The organism is Enterococcus sp. CWB-B31, assembly GCF_020567645.1.
In the GTDB taxonomy this organism is placed as follows: Bacteria; Bacillota; Bacilli; order Lactobacillales; family Enterococcaceae; genus Enterococcus_L.
Genome location: NZ_JAJDJW010000008.1, coordinates 1 through 21023, shown reverse-complemented (window position 1 = coordinate 21023; position 21023 = coordinate 1). Strand labels below are relative to the sequence as shown.

The 21023-nt window shown below is 38.6% G+C and carries 13 protein-coding genes and 2 pseudogenes; 3 read left to right on the top strand and 12 right to left on the bottom strand.

The window, feature by feature from the left end; translation table 11 throughout:
• Window positions 1–188 precede the first annotated feature (188 nt).
• The 3 genes from LI954_RS08850 to LI954_RS08840 form a co-directional block, all read right to left on the bottom strand.
• Entirely contained in the window at window positions 189–1205 is a 1017-nt protein-coding gene (locus LI954_RS08850; protein ID WP_229444271.1) for a LacI family DNA-binding transcriptional regulator, read from the bottom strand.
• A 251-nt stretch (window positions 1206–1456) separates the two neighbouring features.
• The gene (locus LI954_RS08845; RefSeq protein WP_229444269.1) at window positions 1457–2443 is read right to left on the bottom strand and encodes an endonuclease/exonuclease/phosphatase family protein; all 987 of its coding nucleotides are present in this window, start codon (window positions 2441–2443) and stop codon (window positions 1457–1459) included.
• A 63-nt stretch (window positions 2444–2506) separates the two neighbouring features.
• Entirely contained in the window at window positions 2507–4690 is a 2184-nt protein-coding gene (locus tag LI954_RS08840; RefSeq protein WP_229444267.1) for a PTS transporter subunit IIBC, read from the bottom strand.
• A gap of 445 nt (window positions 4691–5135) precedes the next feature.
• Here LI954_RS08840 and pgmB point away from each other — a divergent pair, with 445 nt between their 5' ends.
• Window positions 5136–5801, top strand: coding sequence for a beta-phosphoglucomutase (gene pgmB, locus LI954_RS08835; RefSeq protein ID WP_229444265.1), 666 nt, complete (start codon window positions 5136–5138; stop codon window positions 5799–5801).
• 144 nt (window positions 5802–5945) lie between these two features.
• On the opposite strand, the pseudogene LI954_RS08830 reads toward pgmB, so the two are convergent.
• The 9 genes and pseudogenes from LI954_RS08830 to LI954_RS08790 form a co-directional block, all read right to left on the bottom strand.
• Window positions 5946–6206, bottom strand: a pseudogene (locus LI954_RS08830) (transposase); the annotation flags it as partial.
• Between the two features lie 176 nt (window positions 6207–6382).
• Window positions 6383–6964, bottom strand: coding sequence for a polymer-forming cytoskeletal protein (locus tag LI954_RS08825; RefSeq protein ID WP_229444263.1), 582 nt, complete (start codon window positions 6962–6964; stop codon window positions 6383–6385).
• 320 nt (window positions 6965–7284) lie between these two features.
• A complete protein-coding gene (locus LI954_RS08820; RefSeq protein WP_202068171.1) occupies window positions 7285–8340 on the bottom strand; it encodes a bifunctional transcriptional activator/DNA repair enzyme AdaA in 1056 nt (351 codons plus the stop codon).
• Window positions 8341–9350: 1010 nt separating this feature from the next.
• Window positions 9351–10160, bottom strand: coding sequence for a pyrroline-5-carboxylate reductase (gene proC / locus LI954_RS08815; protein ID WP_202068170.1), 810 nt, complete (start codon window positions 10158–10160; stop codon window positions 9351–9353).
• 176 nt (window positions 10161–10336) lie between these two features.
• Window positions 10337–11608 carry a TIGR02679 domain-containing protein gene (locus LI954_RS08810; protein WP_229444261.1) on the bottom strand — a complete coding sequence of 424 codons (1272 nt, stop codon included), beginning with the start codon at window positions 11606–11608 and terminating at the stop codon, window positions 10337–10339.
• Entirely contained in the window at window positions 11593–15690 is a 4098-nt protein-coding gene (locus LI954_RS08805; RefSeq protein ID WP_229444259.1) for a TIGR02680 family protein, read from the bottom strand. Before LI954_RS08805 ends, LI954_RS08810 begins: the two co-directional genes overlap by 16 nt.
• 1 nt (window position 15691) lies before the next feature.
• On the bottom strand, window positions 15692–16804 hold the full coding sequence (locus LI954_RS08800; protein ID WP_229444257.1) for a TIGR02678 family protein: 1113 nt from the start codon (window positions 16802–16804) through the stop codon (window positions 15692–15694).
• Window positions 16804–18267, bottom strand: coding sequence for a TIGR02677 family protein (locus LI954_RS08795; RefSeq protein ID WP_202068166.1), 1464 nt, complete (start codon window positions 18265–18267; stop codon window positions 16804–16806). The genes LI954_RS08800 and LI954_RS08795 overlap by 1 nt, the downstream gene beginning before the upstream one ends.
• A gap of 1113 nt (window positions 18268–19380) precedes the next feature.
• Window positions 19381–19632, bottom strand: coding sequence for a hypothetical protein (locus tag LI954_RS08790; protein WP_202068164.1), 252 nt, complete (start codon window positions 19630–19632; stop codon window positions 19381–19383).
• 131 nt (window positions 19633–19763) lie between these two features.
• Here LI954_RS08790 and LI954_RS08785 point away from each other — a divergent pair, with 131 nt between their 5' ends.
• Together LI954_RS08785 and LI954_RS08780 are read left to right on the top strand one after the other, a co-directional pair.
• Window positions 19764–20147, top strand: a complete 384-nt coding sequence (locus LI954_RS08785) for a hypothetical protein (RefSeq protein WP_229444255.1) — start codon at window positions 19764–19766, stop codon at window positions 20145–20147.
• Between the two features lie 243 nt (window positions 20148–20390).
• Window positions 20391–20901: pseudogene (locus LI954_RS08780) on the top strand (transposase); the annotation flags it as partial.
• Window positions 20902–21023 lie beyond the last annotated feature (122 nt).

Sequence of the window (21023 nt, the reverse complement as noted above, 5' to 3'; positions counted from 1 at the left end):
TAATTATCAGCGATCACTTGATTACAAACAAAAAACAGTAAAGGAATACCAGACTGTCTTTAATGATACAATTAGTTGGGCGCTGGAAACGATAATTGCTTAGAACCTTTCAACCACTTCTAAAGCTGAAAAATCCATGAAGCCAGACAATAAAATTTCTGAACTCACGGATTTTCAACTAAATTTTTTTATGCTTTTGCCCTGTCCAACACCGTCTCCCTTTCAATCAATGTATGCGGAATCAGGACTTTCTGCTTCATTGCCTGCGGAGCTTTAAGCTGCTGAATAAACTGTTGTACCGCTATCCTTCCAAGTTCTTCCGTGTGAATATCAATAGAGGTGATATAAGGATGAATCAGTGTGGTGAAAATTGAGTTATTAAAGCTAATCACCGATAAATTATCCGGCACCGTATAGCCATACAAATTAGCCAGCTGAATTACACGTAAGGCAAACATATCATCAATAGCCATACAGGCTGTCGGCTTCAACTTTTTCAACGTTTCTTCAAATTCTATATAATCACTCGGCTGTTTCAACACTGCATAAGGAAATGGCTCTAAACCAGATTCTTCCATTGATTTTTGATACCCATAGCAGCGTTCCTGAAACACATTTTCTTTCTCATAATTGGTCACAAATAAAATTCTTTTGTGACCTTTATCAATCAAATATTGCGTGGCTGTTCTTCCCAGAAGCTGATTGTCATTATCCACACAACTGGTGCCGTTGCTGTATTGATAGGGTTGACCAATCACCGTATAAGGGATGCTCTGTTCAACCAGATACTGTAAGACCGGATCATTCTTTCTGACATACAGCAGAATAAAACCATCCACTCGTTTTTGTTTATACATCAGCTGAACATTTTCCAACAGTTCTTCCTGCGTCTCACCCGAAGCAAATGAGATAGTCACATTCTGCTTCCCCGCCTCCTGATTCATAGCCGTAATTGCTTCCAGATAGAAAGGATTGCTCTTCCTGTCATCAGAAGATAAAACAGGGAAGACAACGCCAATTGTATTGGAAAATTTCTTCGCCAGATTTTGCGCTGAGGCATTTGGAACATACCCAAGCTTATCCATGGCTTTTCTTACACGCTCTTTCGTCTCTTTTGAAATACTTGGATGATCCTGCAGCGTTCTCGAAACAGTTGAAGGCGCCACCCCTACTTCTCTGGCTACATCCTTAATTGTCACACTCATAGTTCTTCCCTCTTTATTATTATTGAAGAATCATTCATTATTTATAGAAAATTCTGTCATTATCTTAATAAGAATAAATGCAAACGGTTGCTTTGTCAACACTAATAGATTTGAGTTTACCCCCAATTTTTGAAATTAATATAGAAGATTCTTGAACTAACGGTATTTCGAAGCGTGTTTCATTTATTTACAAAACAGCTTCGACAACGACTAATATAATAAGATTGTTAGCGAAAAATATGGAAATTCAACTAATAGAGACTTTCCGCTTCTGCTTTGACCGTATTATTTTCTTTTTCTATTAATTCTGAGAAGAACAGCTCTGCTTCCACTCCATAGTGATCGCTTATTATCGGGGTTCCTCGTCCATCAAAAAGAACTTCACAGGCTTCGGCATAGAAATTTTCATCATTGAAAATGTAGTCCATTCGCAGCTGCTGCTGATTACCGGACCAGCCATCTATTGCTTTAGATACAGTAAATCCACTATTCGTTGTATCCGTAGCTGCATAACTATCTAAAAAGCTTTTAGTTACTAACTCATACCCTTCCTGCTGATACTCAGCTGGATTATTAAAATCACCCAATAAAAGTTTTGGACACTTGATTTTATCCAATAATTTAAGTGTTTGCCCCCACTCGTATTGGAATCCCTTCGCTGTTTCTTCTGACCACCAGGAATAGTGACAGCAGATTGCTAGAATCTCTTGTCCATCTAAAACGGTTCTGCCCAGAAGAAGCTTTCTCGTCCGATAATCAGAAAACTCTTTTTCCTTTGAAACAATAGCCCCTTGAGCCTTAACAGGTACTTTAGAAAACAGTGCCAATCCTTCATGATATTGCCCATACCCCAGATGCACAGGCATCCATGACCAGTAATAAAAAGTGCCCGCCGTCTTTAGTTTTTCTGCAAGAAGAAAAGCAAAGTTGTCTTCATGAATCGTATACTCCGCAAGAGCTCCTGTATCAAAATAAGCGTCTGTTTCAACAGTTTCCGAAGAAGTCAGCTGATTAACCTCCTGCAATGCGATCAAGTCATAATCTCTTTCAAGGATTACTTTTGTCAGTACTTCGAGTTTTTCCAAAGGCTTTGATTCCATCCAGCTGTGTGTATTTAAGGTCATTACCCGCATCAATTCAGTCCTTTCTTTTTTCCAAGCTGCTGCGACTTTCATTGAATTATTAAAAATATCACAGTATGCCGCCTCTACTGTTTTACAATAAAACACAGCATGCATAACAAAAAATCAAAAAATCAATAATTCTTAATTTTCAGGTTCCTATTAAATTTTATATCTAATTCATACTGTTACGGAGCCAATCACTGTTTTTCCTGATTGCCTCCCCTTTTTATCCAGTGTAAATTTTTGAACTTTTTCACTGTTGGTAAAGACGACAATTATCGTAATTCCTTTCCCTTCAGCCTTGATTTTTGCCAAGTCGGCGTGCGCTATTTTTTCTCCTGCTGTCAGCTTCTGTCCAATCTGAACAAAGATTTCAAAAGCTGGTTCTTTCATTTCAACGGTATCCAAACCCATGTGAATCAGTACTTCCAAGCCTTCTTCTGTTTTCAGTCCGATCGCATGTTTTGTCGGAAAAACACTGACTACTTCTCCATCTATTGGTGAATAGACGGTTCCTGATACAGGTTCGACCGCAAAGCCGTTGCCCAGCATCTTTTGTGAAAATACTTCATCAGGTACTTCTTCGATTGAAATCACTTCACCGTCTGCAACAGCTCTCAATTCTTTTATAAGCCCTGAAGCTTCTTCGGTATGGCTAAATACACCTGTTGCTGCCTTAATAAACTCCTGTTCAAAATCAGTCTCAGGAATCTTGACACCTGATTCTAATAAATCTTGAATATCCGACTTCAGCACATCCGCTTTAGGTCCATAAACTGCCTGTACACCATTATCTTTCAAAATCAAGCCCATTGCACCGGCTTTTTTCCAATACTGCTCATCTCCGACTTTCTCTTGATCTTTCACGGAAACTCTCAATCTTGTCATACACGCATCAACATCCGCAATATTTTCACGTCCACCCAACAGATTTACTATATTGATGATTTGCTGATCGGCGTTCATTACTGTCCCGTCAATATTTGAGCTTTCAGTACCTTCATTTTCATAGTTGCCGCTTCTGCCCGGTGTCGCAAAGTTGAATTTTTTAATCATAAAATTCGCTGCAAAATAAGTAATCACACCAAACAGCACTGTGACAACTACAAAATTAACCAAATCCATTCCCAGTCCAGCTTTAATTGTAATCGGCGTCCGTGTCAGTAACTCAATATTGCCAAATGAATGTACTCGGAGAGAGACAATATCCGCCATGGCAAAAGCCGCACCCTGAATCACAGAATACACAACATACAACGGAACTGCCGCAAACATAAACATGAACTCCAGCGGTTCAGTTACACCGGTCAGGAAAACAGCTAAAGCAGCGGAAACAAACATAGATTTGTATTTGTGGCGTTTTTCTGCATCAACATTTCGATACATTGCCAATGTCATCCCCATCAAAATTCCGGATGAACCGATCATTTGCCCGACTTTAAAACGGGCCGGTGTCCAATTTTCCAAAACATAAGCATACTGACCGGCATCACCAGCATCTTTCAAGTTAACTAAATCAGTTGCCCATGCCAGCCACAACGGATCTTGGCCGAATACCTGAGTTCCCGCCTGCGCTCCCGAGAGGATTTCATAAGTGCCGCCCAACTGCGTATAATTAATAGGGATCGTCAGCATATGATGGAGCCCAAATGGCAGCAGCAAACGTTCCAGCGTTCCATATAAAAACGGTGCAAGGACAGGAGCTGTTTCCTGTGATTGAGCTATCCACAAGCCAAAATTATTAATCCCTGCCTGAATAGTCGGCCAGATTACTGCTAAGAGCAGTGATACCAGTACAGACCAGATAATTACCACAAATGGCACAAAACGTTTACCATTAAAAAAGGACAGAGCATCCGGCAGCTTGCGGTAACTGTAGTATTTATTATAGGCTGCTGCTCCGACAAAGCCGGCAATAATTCCAACAAAAACCCCCATATTCAATGCAGGCGCTTCCAGTACGCTGGTAAAGAATCCTTTCACCATAATTTTTGTTCCAAATAACGTGTGAGTAAAAGCGTCTTCATTATTCAGCGTATCTGAAGTAACCCCAAAAATAGAACCTGTTATTCGATTAATCAAAATAAATGAAATTCCAGCAGCAAAAGCACCGCCTGCTTTTTCTTTCGCCCAGCTCCCGCCAATGGCTAATGCAAAAAGTATATGTAAATTGCCGATAATTGCCCAACCGATGTTTTCGATAACACCGCCTGTAGTGACCAGTGCTCCAAGATCAGGATTAATTAACGGAAGTGATTTTCCCAGACTGATCATGAGTCCGGCAGCCGGCATCACTGCTACAACGACCATTAAAGCCTTTCCAAATTTTTGCAGAAATTCAAAATTAAAATATTTTTTCACATTCTCCCACCTCTTCTTTAATAAACACACGATAATTGCTTAAGACATTAAAAATGAACAGTAATTATTCGATATCAGCGCAACCGTTTTCGTTATTAATTATATATCTTGCTTTATAAAAAGTAAACAACAACACGATTTTTCTTTTAAAAACCATTAAAACAACTGGAATCAACGATTGGAAGGCTATTTTTTAAAAATTGACAACGAAATCGTTTGCACTTATTATTAAAGTAGAGACTGAGATAATGGAAATTTAACAAAAAAGGAGGTATGCTTTTTTCAGCTTAAACTGTTAAAGAGGAGTTGGATTCTATCTTGCCACTGCTCTGTGCAGCAATTTCTCACGATGAGCAAAGCAGGTTTCCATAAGTAAATCCAGTAATCAGCAGAATGCATCAGTGACAGAAATAGAACAAACACATTATAGAGGAGGAATCATCCTATGTTTCAAGGCGTACTATTTGATTTAGACGGCGTCATAACAGATACAGCCGAATACCACTATCGTGCCTGGAAAAAACTGGCTGATCAGTTGGGAATTACCATTGACAGAAAATTTAACGAAAAGCTTAAGGGGGTCAGCCGAGAAGATTCACTTGCGCTGATTCTAGCACATGGAGATCAGTCTGACCGCTATACGGCAGAAGAATTTGCGTCCTTGGCCAAAGAAAAAAATGACAACTATGTAACGATGATTCAACAGGTATCCCCCGCTGATGTCTATCCCGGAATATTGGACTTGCTGAAAGAACTGAAAAAAGCAGGAATCAAAATTGCTTTGGCTTCTGCCAGTAAAAATGGTCCAACGCTTTTGGATAAAATGAAGCTTTCAGACTATTTTGATGCAATTGTTGATCCTGCATCCGTTGCAGCCGGGAAGCCCGCTCCGGATATTTATCTGGCTGCTGCACAGCAGCTTGGTCTGGAAGCAAAAGACTGCATTGGTATTGAAGATGCACAGGCCGGTATTGCATCAATCAAAGCAAGCGGCGCTTTGCCGGTGGGCATTGGAAAAACAGAAGATTTAGGCACAGACATCCCCTTGGTTGCCACTACAAAAGAATTAACGTTTGATTATTTAAAACAGGTTTGGATAGAAAATAGATAACTGTCTAAATCATCTGTTTCAGAGTTAATTTTTTATAGAAAACAGAACTATGACATAGGTCCATAGAAAAACACCAATGAAATACCTGAAAAAGGTTCATTTCACTGGTGTTTTTTAGCAAAAGAAAAGGGTTGCCATTCCAGACATTTCACCAAAACTAGTTTTAAGCACCTTATTTTCATAACCATTGCGTTGATTTCCGTGTTCTTTGTCTTATTTTAAATGAGTGTCATAGCCTAAGTACTTCGTTAGCTCTCCCAGCAGTATCTTTTCAAACAACGGACAAAACGTGTCTTTTAGTGTTTCCTGCATATCCTCAACGGATTCAGGTTGGTAAGATTTGTAAACATTCAGAATGGATTCAGCCAGCTTTACGGGGACATGATTCTGTTTCTTTTTCGCCATGGATTCATCCCCTCTCTCCTTTATTGCATCGTAAAGCAACCTCATTCCCAGGATAGGGGTTACTTACACGATTTTTTTACACTCTCCGCTTAAACGTAAAAAAAGATAAGAGAAGACTCTTAGAGTTATCTCCCATCTTTTTTAAATTACTGCTATTAACAATCTCTCAAATAAAATTATTCGCTGACTGTCACTGTTCCTGTTACAGATGAATCATTTTTAGTTACGTCTGCTGAATCTTGATATTCTTGTGTTTCAAACACAACGTTACCTTCAACTGTTGCTCCGTCTAAAACAAAGCCATTTGCTTTAACAACGATATCACCTTTCACTGTACCGTGAACGATATTGAAGTTTTCAGATTCTACAGTCAATGTTGGAACTGTAATTGTGTATTCTGCAGTCACATTACGATCTGCATCTTGAGAATACAATGCCAGTTTTCTGTAGATGTCGCCGCTTTCTTCCCCTTTATCATGGAATTCTCCGGCAACTGTTACATCAGACTCAAAGGTTACATCACTTGTTGCTGCGATAAGCCAGTTGCCGTCTGCTGACAATGCTGCTTCCAATACTGCAGGATCATCACTGATTGAAGCAGTTGAAACCACCTCTGCACTGCTGCTTGTTGAGCTTACTTCTGTTGTTTCTGAAGTTGATGTTGAGTCGCTTGAAGTATCATTATCTGCTCCACATGCTCCCAATACCAAAGTTGCTACTCCTGCTAAACCTACTAATGCTAATTTTTTTGATAACATATTTCTATTCTCCCTTTCTTTAATCGAAAAAATTATATCATGTAATACGAATGAATCCAAACAAAAAGCTCAAAATTTAAATAACAATTCAACTGTAAGAAAAGCTGTATGCCAGAGTATAAAATTTACTTTTAAATTGCTTTTACGCATCGTATCTTGACATATTAAAACGTTGAAATAAACAAAGCTGCTTACAATTGCTTATTATCTTGAAAACTTGAAAAACTTCTAAGCTATTTTTTATATGACGAACAGAAAAATAAAACGAACCTTCCAAAGTTTTCTGAAAGATTCATTTATCCGCTTATCCCTACATAAATTTACTTCATTCTGTTCTTCCTTTCATGATTCAACAGCCAGCGTTTTCTTTCCAGCCCACCAGCATATCCGCCAAGCCCCCCTCCGGTTTGAATCACCCGATGGCAGGGAATGATAATTGCCAGCTGATTCGCTCCATTCGCAGTCCCCACTGCTCGAATAGCTTTAGGGTTATCTATTTTTTCTGCCAGCTCCTTATACGTCGAGGTTTGCCCTGGTTCAATCAACTGCAACTGATGCCAGACATCTTTTTGAAAATCTGATCCCATTAAAGTGATGGGTGTTTTAAATGTTGTCAGCACTCCTTTAAAGTACAAATCCAGCTCTCTTTTGATTTGCTCTGAGACCGCTGTTTTTCCTGGAATGATCTGGGCACTGAGCCGGTTTCTCAACCGTTCAATTTCCCGTTCCAAGCCGCGGCGATCGACAAACTCCAATAAGTAAAGAAATTCATCATCCGCTATACTCATCATCGGACCTAAAACAGTATCCACCCAATCTGCATACAATACTTTCATTGCCTTCGAAAGAACAGGTTTTCTTCCCATAATTTTTGTAAATGCATCATGAAATCCGCTGGTGGACTCATAGCCCATATCCAGTTGTGTATCTATAATTTTTTCGCCATTCTTGATTGTTTTCATTGCGATCCCCATCCTTCTTGCTCTGGCATATTGTACAAATGTCATTCCATACACCTTTTTAAATTGTCTTCTGGCTGTCGCAGCGTGAATCCCAAGTGCTGAAAAATCGCTGTCCTTCCAACGCTTTTCCGGCTGGGCTTCTACCAAATCCACCATTTTCTGAACCGTTTCAGGGATCTCACGAGGAAATGATAATGGCCTGCACCGTTTACAAGGTCTGAAGCCTGACAAAAGTGCTTCTTCTGCTGTTTCATAAAACTGACAGTTGTCATATTTAGGTTTGCGTGCTGGACAAGTGGCATGACAGAAAACACCTGTCGTTTTAATTCCCGCGAAAAAAATCCCATCATATTCTGTTTTTCGTTCAAGCAGCGCCTGATAAAATTCTTTTCTTACTGCTTCTTCGGTAATCATCTAAATTCCTTCTTCCTTTTTCCATTCAGCTTCTCTGCCTTTGCTTTTTCCTTCTATATTGTACTGTTGCCGAAAAAATAGAATAGCTGACTTTTGTGATTGATGCTGAATTAATACTGAATCCTTTATTACACTTAGTTAGTATACCTCTTCCTATTTGGGGACGCTTCCGAAAAATGAACATTGAATTTTTTCTTCCTATGTTCTGTGAACCCATTTTATTGATGATTTAAGAATTGGTTAAGAAACAGCTGGTACAGGAAAGATATTGAAAGAAACGGAGCAACTCCAAAAAAAGAGTAGACATTCATAAAATACAGTACAAGAAAGAGCGAATAACTATAAATGAGCCTATCTTACTCATTAAAAAATGAATCGAAACGCTTAGGAAAAGAGCATGCATTGAGGACTGTCTCATCAACAATCAAAAAAGGAGATAATTATAGATTAAATTGAATGTAACGATTCAGGAAAAACAATGCTTATGAAACGAATTACTGGTCTTTCCAGAGAATCCGGCGGCAAAATCATCTTAATGGGAAAAAGTAAAAAAAGCTGGCTACGCAAAGCTGTCTGCTTACGAAAACATGAAAATCATCTGTATCCAGAAAGGGATTCATGATTATTCAATGATTGACGAAATGCTGCAGGTTATTGATTTGGCTAATACGGGAAAGAAAAAATTCAAAAACTTTTCTCTGAATATGAAGCAGTGTCTAAGCATACATCTGAAACTTTTCCTTTTTTACTTATGAGGAACGAATCATACATCCCACTAAATGTTCCTACAAAAGTGGGATTGGCAATTATACTAAATGGATGTTTACTACAGAAAATCCTTGTATCTACAAGCCTCACCTTATTCGATTCTTCCTACAAACGCGTCTATTTAGAAAAGCGTTGGCACGTCTTGTATGTCCCCCTAACATGGGCTGAGAATTCAGTGATGCGTGGGAGCGAACCTATTTCCTCCGTTGTTTTCAGATTCGCCCATCATGTTTTGTTGAAATTCACATTTTTTTCATTTCTTCATCTCTGGCTACGGTTGCATCAATTCCCTTCACAATGGTTGAGATGAATGCTTCTTCTTCCAAAGCCAGCAATCCGGCAACCGTCGTACCGCCAGGAGAACAAACTCTATCAATCAGGGTCCATGGATTTTCTTTTGACTCCATAATCATCTGCGCACTGCCCAATACAGCCTGTGCTGCATATTCCAATGCTTTATCCTTTGTCAATCCATGCTTAACACCAGCACGAGCCAAGCTGTCAATAAACAGATACGCATAGGCCGGAGAGCTTCCTGCCAACGCAGTGTAGGCAGAGAAATCTTTTTCGTCTACTTCCCAAGCTTTTCCGACTGCATTAAACAAATCCACAACATACTGAACCTGCTCTTTGGATGCAGTCTCATTACCGGTTACAGCAGCTGCACCCATTCCGATCATTGCATTGACATTGGGCATCACACGAACAATCGGCAAATCATTTGTTCCGGCAAGTCCGGCTAATTTATCTAAAGTTGTTCCAGCAGCAATTGAAATCAGCAACGGTTTTTTATCCAGCAAAATTGTCTTTGTCTCTTCCATGACCTTTTGAATAATATTCGGCTTTACAGAAAGAACAATTGCGTCTGCCTGCTTGATAACATCCGCTGCTGAAGAGCAGATATTTCCAGAAATCTGACAGCCAAGCTCCTGAACCTTGTCTGTCAGAATATCAAAGAGATAAACCTCTTCTCCTTTTACAAAATTTTGGGCAACAATTCCCTGTACGATTGCACCTGCCATGTTTCCTGTTCCAATAAATCCAATTTTCATATAAGCAGCTTCCTTTCAACATACTAAGATAGGTCTGAGAACTCTGTCAGTGAATCTGTTCATCATTTCTTTAAACAAAACAAGTTGTATAAAAGCAGAGAAACTATTCACCACTAGTGGTTTCAGACAGGTTCTATCCTAATAATATTTTTTATATTTCTTTTCAAAACAAGTGCTTAAAAGCTTCCCTTGTATAAATGGTTAATTTCTTCGATCAATTCCTGAATATACCCTTCCTGATAGGCAATTTTTCCTGATTCAATGAACGGTTTAAGCTGAATTAATTCAGAGGATTTCAATTGTCGCAGTTTCTTCACTATTTTAGGATCATACGACCGTTTTACTGCTGCTTTATGAAACAGTGATTCTTTCATAGCCAGCAGCTGAACTTGAGAAGGAAATATCTGAAGAAGCTTGTCTGCCATCAACAAGCCATCCGGATCCATATCCCCTGAATAATATAGAGTGACGCCACTATCAATTAATTTACGCAGCAGCACCCAAACGGAATAACGGAACTGACCATTCGAACAGATCATTGGCAGCTCAGGAAAACGGTCAAGCAAAATAGAATAAACCCCTGAATTTTCAATTACTACAACATAATTGCCAAATGCAGGAAAAATTTGCTGCATTTCCAATAGCTCCTTCAATGGAACATTCCACGAGCTGTGCCTCTTAACTGCCTCAAGCCACATGATATTTTGACCTTTCCTGTCATTCCCTATTAAACCGTTGACGGCAACAAAGTTCATAATATCATCTCGCAACAGGAAGACCTTTGTTAACAATTCATTGAATTGTTCCGTTTTTGACAGCTCTCTCTTTTCAGCTAAGCAACTTGCCTCCGGATACATTTTCCCCAGCATCTGTAACAACAGGCGTCCTGATTGCTGCGTCTCATCAAACGCATGTGGATCACCAGTCATTTTATAAGCAAATACCGGCAACCGTGTAAAGACTGCTGGAATATTATTCAATGCCAGGCTAACATTTTTAAAAGCTGTCAAGTTATTTTTGGGAACCATTTGATGCCAGCTTTTTAATTGCTTCTCATCAAGATATTCTTTAAATACAGGCGAAATTTGATTGACCGCTTTTAAGAATTCTAAATAGGCAGACTCCTTTTGAGCCTGTTCCTCTTCTTTTGTAAACAGGTCATTTCCAGAAAGCAATGTAACAAACTCCACTATTGAAAGCTGAAAGCGGCTGCTTAGCAGGCTGTTCTCTAGTGTTTTAATAGACAGACGTTTCTTCTTTATCCATTCATGATCAGGAATTCCCAAAAAACGAATCAGCGGAGACATATCCACTGTTAAAAATTCTTTTTTGCCAATAGTTTTCCCAAAAGTCCCTTGTTGATAATAATTCTTCTCTAACTTTTGAGCCAACAATTGAAAGACTTCATCTACAAAATAAGCTTTCGCTTCTTTTAAACGCTGCTCCACTCATTTCCCTCCAGTATCATAACCTTTTTATTTCCATTCCAGTAGTATTTTACAGTAGAAACGACGGAGGCATTCAACGGACGGACTAATTCATACGTCATTAACTGAGAAACTGTGCTGTACTCTCCATAAAGTGACTGAGAATTCATTACATAATTAAAACCTAATTCCTCACAGGCTTTAAAAAGCTCTGAAATATTCAAATCATCAATTCCAGCAAATGCTTCGTCTAAGGTAATGATATAGGGTGCATTTTCTGAAGCTTCCTGGTAGCGGGAGTATACTGAGGCAAACAGAGGCAAATACATCGCTACAGCCTTTTCTCCTCCGCTAAAAATAAAGAAGCGGTTATCCGTTAACGGCTGCCACTGAAACCCTTTATTGGCTCGTTTATATTTTAATTCAAAATCAAACCAATTACGATAATCCAATACATTTTTCACTGCATTATATAAAGAATCATCCGTTGCCTCCTCCAGCTCCAACATATCCTTTGCCAGACTTATTTTGGCTTGAAAATGGGTAACAATTGATGCTATATCTGCTTCTGAAAGGGTTACAGGATCCTTTCTCAACAACTGAAGCAAATCTCTTGTATCCAGTTCCTCTGCTGAATCTCCCTGAAGCTCTTTCCAGCGAATCGACAAAGATAATCCAGAGGAATTTTTCTGGTCCAATAACAGTCGGTTCATTTTTTCAATCCATTTAAATGCATTTTCGATTAATCCTCGCAGCACCTTCCCTACTGAATCAAAAATAATTTGCTTAAATAGATCTTCATCTTCTTTTTTCAAATAAAGTTGAAGCCTGTCAGATTGCTCCAGTAAAATTTCCTGCAGTTCAAAGGGCGTTTGTATTTCTTCCTCCAGTTCAAAAACAAGTCTTTTTTGAAAGTTATACATTTGCCAGTCCGTCTCTAATTCCTTGTGTTCTTCTTCCGTATTCAAAGGGATCGAGCGTTCCTGAATAATTTTGGGATTGTATTCTCTCAACTGATCTCCTGCAATTGTATAATTTCGATCAAAGTCCTGCTCCTGTTTACGCAGCTGTTCAATATCAAGCTTCCTTGCTTTTTCCTGTGCATATTTCTTAAAAAATTCAGGCGCCTCACTCTTGTATCCTGCTTCTGCCTTCAACAGAGAATGCCATTTTTGTTCCTCAATCCTCAATCCTTCTACTATGCCTTCTTTATCAGATACAACCTGTGCAAGCTGAGACACCAGTCCAATCAGCTGCCGGTCTTCATGATTCAGCTGTTCCAAGGTTCTGGAAAGTGCACGTTCATCTTTTTTATATTTTTCCAGTTCTCTTTGCAATTCTTCGACATTCTGAATTTTCTGCTGTGCTAAGTTTGCTTTCAAAAGTTCATTTGATTTACTGAGAGAATTAGATAAATCAATTAACTCCTGATTCAAATGTTTTTCATCCTCTTGGCTGTCCGCAAGGTTTTGACGCGTCTCAGAAAGAAACTGTTCAATACCATATTTTTGCTGATAATTACGATAGGCATCTCCAATATCGTCCATATAATCAGCAATATATTTCAATGCCTCCTGATAGGCAGAAAGCGTCGGCTTGATCCCATCCCCATAAGTTAGTTCCTGTTCAAAAATCTGCTGTTTACTTAGATCTTTTTTCGCTTGAATGACCTGCTGTTGTTTTAACTCAGCATCATGTGTATAAGTTTCCAGCTTCGTCAAAGCCTTAAGTTTCTCATCAAACGCTGTATATACTTCATCCCCTTTAGGATACTCTAAATAAGCTGTTTCAACCGCCAATCGCTGCTGCTCCAATTGAAGAAGCTGATTTTTAATCAATTCTTTCTTTTCTTCAGCAGCAGCAATTTGCTCCTGAAGCAATTTGATTTGCTCTTGTCGGTATCGTTCACGGCTGGCAGCACCAATAAATGAGGCCAGGTAGTTTGGATCAGCTGCTCCCTTGATGGTTGTCATTTGAAAGGACCCATCTGTGAATATCTGAGGTGTTCCTTCCGATAAATCCTCATCCACTAAAATAGTCTGCAAAATATCTGCTGTCAATTGTTCAATATCCTTTGGCAAATCTGAGATTACTTCCATATGATCAGCTAATGTGGCATGAAAAAATTGAGGATTGGGCGTGAGCTTTAAATCATCAGAAAGAATCAATTCATCTGCTGAGATCAGAGAATCCAGAATCCCTGATGAAGCCAATGCCCCTTCTAATTTATTTTTCAGCGGCTCTGAAATACTCTTTTTGAAATCGACTGCTTCAAAAAAAGGAAGACAAACGGCATTGCTTTCTCTCAGCGTTTCTCGATTTATTTTTCTAGCCTCCGACCTGACGGGCAATGGCTTTTCTTCTTTTTCCCATCTCTTTATTGCTGAAACAGCAGCTGCTGTTTCTTCTCCAAGTTCATTCAGCTTATGCTCTAAAGGAAGCTGTTGTTGCCCGATAATTTTCACATTCCGCTGATATTCCTCATATAACGGGCGAACAACTATTTCCTCTTTTGAATGGGCTTCCGCTAACTGATCAATATTAAATAACAGTTCTCCATACTTGGTTTCAGTGATTTCCATCTGAATTTGCTTACGCCATGTATCAAATGAATCCTTCCATCGCTCAATTTCTCGCACCTGTACATCCTGCCATTGCCGAATATCCCGATGCTGTTCATCAATAAGCTGCTGCAAGGCGCCAAATTCTTTATCTCGCTCCTGATAAAGTTCTTTTAATAACTGCGTATGCTTCATTGTTTCAAGTACCTTTTCAAAGTGCTCGCGCTTCTTTTTCACTTCATTTTGCCAATAGCTGAAATCAGCTTGACTAAATACATCTGTCATTTTTTTCGTCATCTCTTGATGCAGCAGTTCCATATTCAGCAGTTCTGTATATTGTTCGCCGCTGCTTAAATAAGCAACTGTTTCTCGTTCCAGCTGATCCCGCCTGCTCTGATATTCTGCAACTTTTCTTTGCTGCTGATCTACTCTCAGCCGTTTCTTTTTCAGTTGCTCCTGAAGCTGTGAATGATCCATTTCAAGTTGTTCAATCTTTGTTGCCAACTCATGCCCTCGCTCTACTAATTGAAAGCCTTCATGGTGACTCAACTCCTGGATCGTTCTTTGTGCCACCTCAAGAGATATCCGTTTTTCCTGAATGAGTGTGCCAATTTCCTGTTGACGGGCTTGCTTTTCCTTCAGTTCAGTTCTGTCTTTTTTCAGCAGCTGCGTTTCTTTGTTATAATTTGAAGAAAGAGATAGCCATTTTCCGCTTATCTGTCCCACTAGTTCATCACGGTATTTTTGATAGCTTAAGGTAATGCTCCTCAAATCTTTTTGTTCACGAACCAGTTCTTCCAAACGCTCTCGATTCGAATCAATACTCTCAATTGTCTGAGATAACGGAAGCAAATCATCTTCTGTCAGCTGAGGCAGGGAATTTTTTAAAATTTCATAAATAACTGTCGGGCGAAATTCCTTTGACAGCTTGGGACTGCGTAAATTAATCAGTAAAGCAATCAGCTCATCAAATTGCTCAAGTGTTTCAAAACCAAATACATGGTCATTAATATACTCCTTGTACTCTCCCTGCCGATCCAACACACGGCCCCGACCTTCAATCGCATGAATTAATCGTCGTCGGGATAAGGGCTGCCACTCCTCTTTTCTAATTTCGGTATGAAGAAAAAAATCCGTGCCAATTCGAGAATTGTCCTCCAGTATAAAAAACCATTTCGTCAATTTCCCGCCCCGCTTGGCAGACATCCCAATCCCGCAGGTCAAATACTCTTCCCGATCAGCTCGCTTCAATTCAAGGTACAAATAACCAATACCGTCATCCCGATCTGAAACACCTTTTTCTCCTAAAAGGTAATCCTCCATTCTTCGCGACCGGCTCCCAAACGAATCTAAACGGGCAGCTGCTGTTACACCATCCAGCAGCACCGGCAACAAGCTTTGCATCGTTAATGATTTACCTGAACCATTTGTTCCCCGTAAAAGCATTTTCCCACCAGCAAAGTCAAAAACCTGATTTTGATAATACCAAAAATTCAACAATCCCACACGATTCATTTGCCATTTATTCGTTGCCTCATTCATTTCAATTCTCCTCCATTACTGCTGCTATTCTTGAAAAGAGCGGTGTGATTACTACAGAATCATTTCGTTCAATGACATACTGCCATTCTTCAGCCCGTACCAGTAATTTTTCTGCAAGAAGCTCAAGAGACATTTCTTCAAATTCCTTTGACCAGTAATTCAAGTATTTTTTTCGTGACTCCTTGACCAGCTCCAGCCACTCTCCTCTAGATAGCCGTACCAGCCCATACTCATCGACAGACTTTTCTTTTTTCTGAAAAATTGTTGCCAACTGAATCAGCAGCTCATCAATCACTTTTCGACTGGGAAATACTTCTTCCATACCATCCCGCTGCTCTGTCGTGAACAAGGCCATATCCTTTGTCAGTTCAAATTGAAAAATAGTTTGCTGATCGGCAAAATCCATAAAATACTTTCTATAATTTCTTAAGCGAATAAAGAGCTCTTCATTTTCCTTCGTTCGCAAAATAACCGGCTCCATCATCAAGCGTTGATACAGCTCCTGATTTTTCTCGATTCCTTTTGACTGATTAACGTCTTTCCAAAAAGCAGAGAAGGTGTCATAGTCCCGATAAGAGGCTGGTGATTTGCCTAAAAAGTATCTACTTTGAGATGTCGTAATATACAACACTTCCCGGCTGTCAACATTTGTTTCAAACTCATCTGCAGTTCCTTGAATATCTTCGATTACTTTCAAATCCAATATCTTTTTTAATACTCTAACCAAGCTTTTCCGATGCTGATAGTTAGTCCAATCAACGAATAAGTTCTCTGGCAGCAAATGGTCGATTTCCTGTATCAATTCATTCAACATAAAAGGTGTTCCCGGCTCACGCTCTTCTATATATCCCATAGCACAAGCAAAAAGAACATAGTCCATTTTATCAGTAAATTCACTAAGCCCCATCCATGAAGCCAGCGTGTGCGGCCGTCTCAATAATTGGATAAACTGAGGGCGAACAACAAGATATAATCCGAACCGCTGCCAGATTTCCTTTTCAAGTGCTTTTTGATGACGCTTGAGAAAAATATACTCTGCCGGCATATCTTTTTTAATGATCCAAAAATTTTCAAAAAGCAGACGTAATCCACGGGTGTATTCTGCTGGCTCCATTACTGTCCCTCCTTTTCAATAATGACTTCCGGCATTTCCAGGACGCCATCTTCAGAGGATATCTTAATTCGTCGGTCATTATGAATTGTTATTTTTACAGGAAAGCCCAGTTCTGTATTAACAAGGTGCTGGGAATCCCCTATTGACTGACTAATCCACTTTAAAAAAATTTTTCGTGAGTCTTTATCTAAATCAGTTAGTTCTGAGAAAATAATTTTTCCGTTTTTAAAATATTTGCTTACACGTTTTTCTTTCTTTTTTTCAACAGTCAAATAATTTTCAAGCTGTTTTTCCTGCTCTTTATTTTTTAATTTAAACGACCGTGCTTTTCTTTCACCACCGCCTCCTCTTCCACGCTTTCCAAGAACTAATTCAGCTGGTGAAAGCTGCCAGCTGTCATCCTTGCTTCCTGTAGCTTCACTTGGTTCCGGCACAAAAATATGTCGTGTATGGCTTAAACCAAAAATTGCCGCAAACATTTGATGCCCCTCATCTAACGTTTCCGCTGCTGCGAACCAGTTTGCCAACTGCAAATAATCTTTTTTTCTACTGCGATACTGCTTCAGCTCCTGACCAAAATAATGGATCAGTCCCGTCATTTTGGCAATCATCTGCTCTGTCTGACGCATTAAAGAATTATATTCACTTTCGCGCTCCTTTGTTCCGGAAAACCAGGTAGTTAGCGCAAATAATTCACCATTAAAGCGTTCAGCAATTTCTTCAGCATCGATCGCTTCAAGATGAGGGGTCCGTTTTTCTTTTTCATAAAGACTTAAGCGGATATCCGCTTGAAGTTCCGGTGCTATCGCTTCAATTGAATGTCTTAATTTGTAGTACAGCTCCTGAAGTTTAATAATAAATTCTCTGAGATAATTGATAAACTGGTCTTTATACAGCAAAAAACTTTCTGTTTTTATCTGACTGTCAATCTCGTTACTATTAATGTAACCGATGTAATCAGACGTATCTTTCTGAATTTTCATAAAGATTTCCCGAACCTTCTCCCATGTTCTGGCAAGTTCCAACCCGTCTCCTTCAGAGATATTCTTCAATTCTGTTAAAGCATCCAATAACTGCACAAATCGATTTTTATCCAGCTCTCCCCGCGTACTTTCTTTCAGTTTACTTACCTTTACCAAAAGCTCTTCAAAGAGAATTCCTGTTTCTGAAATTTGGTAACGAAAGTGCTTATTGCGATATTCCTCAATTGATTTCGGTCGAATCAATTCCTGTCTCTTCGTGATGTTTCCCCAATCAACCAGATTTTGAAGATCCTGATCTATTTCCTGACTTGAATAAGATAAATCATACTCATTTTGCATCATTTTCAGAATATCCAGCCGATATAATAAACCATTCATCTGCAAATGTCGTTGATAGAAAAAGCTCATAATCTTTCGATATCTGTCCACATTGTCTACAGTCAAATAATTAGCTGCAGAAATTTTTTCATTAGCTGACATTTACGTTCCTCCATTTTTATTCCATCTACTCACAGTATAACAAAATTGTCTTTCTTATGATCACTTTTTCTTACTAAAAAATAAAAAGACAGCATTTTATTTTTAAAGATTGATCCCTCTACAGTCCGTATCAACTCTTAGTTTATTTTTATCTTATTATTTGTGATATATTTCACTATAAAACATACCTTTCTATGATTATTATAAAGAATCTGAAAAAATACAAATGAAACCAACAAAGAGAATCAGGACATGTCTGAAAAAGCAGCTGCTTTTAACCCCCACTAATCCAAGAGAGCTTATAGAAATTTCTCCTGTCTCATTCAATTTTTCCGTTGAAACTCGAAGGCCTTATTAATGAATAAATTTTCTTTTGTTATTTTTTCTTTATAATATAAAAGGACCGAAACTCCGTTGTTATTTAATTTTTGTTCGCCTTGCAACCGCCGATTCTTTCACCTATACTAAAGATGCAGGATAGAAATTAATAACAATTAAATATAGAAAATTGGCACTTCTTGATTCGGCGCCAACCGGATTAATGAAGCCTTGTAGAAACAGCTGTAACTGTCCATGCAAGTCGCCAATAGTCCAAATAATTCTTATTTTCCTTAGTATGCTTGGAATTCTCCCATCCTTAGAATTCACGGCTCTCCTATTCCCATACTAAAGCAGAATCAGGTTTATTTGCAGACTGTTGAAGACGGTATCAGGACATTCCTGTTATCGTCTTTTTTTCTATCCTGTTGATTTAATATCCAGAACTATGAAAAATAAAAAAGGGCACTTCGTCATCCGGCGCCAACCGAACAACAAAGCCCTGAATAAATGGCTGTAACCATCTAAACAAGTTGCCCTTTGCCAATGCAAAGCATCAGCTCTTTTATTGTACCGAACTTTTCAAAATATTTCTACACGATGATACATTTTTCTGCCAGAATCTGACAAAATTGTCGAATTTCTAAAATAAAACGTAAAATCTATCTCATCATATAAAAAGAAGAAAGGAAAATCAAAATGAAAAATCAGCCCTACTGTATCAAAGCAATCCCCTATCATGATCTCCTTGCTCTGCAGGAAACAATGGAAAGATTAACTTCCTGGCAGGAACCCTTAACTGTTCTCGAACAGTTTTTCTCCGACCAAAGCAGTCCAGTAAATAAACGAAAAATTATCCAGGAGTACCACGCCTGCGCTCAGCTTTTTCAAATTTTTCATGCTGATTACAAGCAGCATATCAAACAAGAAAATGAACAGCTCAGACAAATGATTGCAGGTAAGAAGCTCAACAAATGACTGAATCCGGCAAACACTAAACACTTTCTGCATTTGATCAGCTTCAGCGTTTAGCTCTACTCCATTCATTTATCTGACAGCTCCAAAAAATGCTCATATTTGCAATCATTCATTTATCATACAAAAAAATGAGTTGCTTCTCCTACTTTCCCAAGGGTATACTATCCAGGAAACAAATAATATGAAAAGTTGGTATGGATATGGATAAATTATACTGTGAGGCTTGCGGCAGCAATGAGCTGACAAAAAGAGGCGATTCCTTCGTTTGCAATTATTGCAACACCTCTTATTTAATAAAAGATAGGACGAAACATACAGCATTTGCAAATGAACCTACATCCAGAACTGTAGAGACACCTATTAATAAAACAGAACGACATGAAGCTCCAGCACCTCAAATATATGTTCCATTTCAAAAGAAAGTTCTAAGCCTCGGGCTAATGCTGGCTGGATTGCTTTTTCTGATTCTTACTGTTGTGTTTTCTCAAATGGATAACAAGGTAGGTGTCGGACTCTTTAGCTGGTGGTCCGTTCTCTTGCTGAATGTCAGCTATACAACGCTTTATGGAAAGAAAGTTTTTTAACAAAGAAACTGAATGGCTGGCAGCTGACTGTAATTACGATAGTTATTTTCTTATCAGTAATGAGATTGGTCTAGAGAACTTACAAGATAAAAAGATAACTATTATTATTTATGGAGCTGATGAATTTGGAATTGATCAGCTCCATTTCTATTTTATTTATTATTATGTGACTAGGTTACACTTAGTTGAACAAAAAAGATAAGGTGTCTATACTTAATAAAAAACAGAGTAGGAGCTTATCTTATGACAACGAATAGAAAACCACGACGTATATTCAAAGAATCATTTAAGAAACAAATGGTTGAACTGTATAAATCAGGTAAACCAAGAAAAGACATCGTAAGGGAATATGATTTAACCCCATCAAGCTTCGACAAATGGGTAAAACAATACAATCAGTCAGGCTCTTTCAAAGAAAAGGATAACCTAACTCCTGAAGAAAAAGAATTGCGTGAACTTCGAAAAAGAAATAAAGAGCTTGAAATGGAGAATGATATTTTAAAGCAAGCAGCGCTGATATTCGGACGAAAGTAGAAAAAATAAAGGGAACTACAGTGTATCAGCGATGTGTCGAAAATTAGAGATTTCTCGTAGTTCTTATTACTATGAAGTAAAAAGAAAAGAATCAGAGACTATTTTAGAAAAAGCAGTTATTGAATCATTTACAAGTAGTCGAAACTCCTACGGAGCAAGAAGAATCAAAGATGATTTAAAGGATGTTGGGTTAATGGTTTCCAGAAGAAAAATACGACGTGGATAGGCTACACTAAACTAGACATAAAAAATAAGGTGTGTAAACTAAAAGAAAACACACTGGGAGGAACCACTTTATGTCAAGAAGAGCACGAAGAACCTATACCGAAGAATTTAAACAAC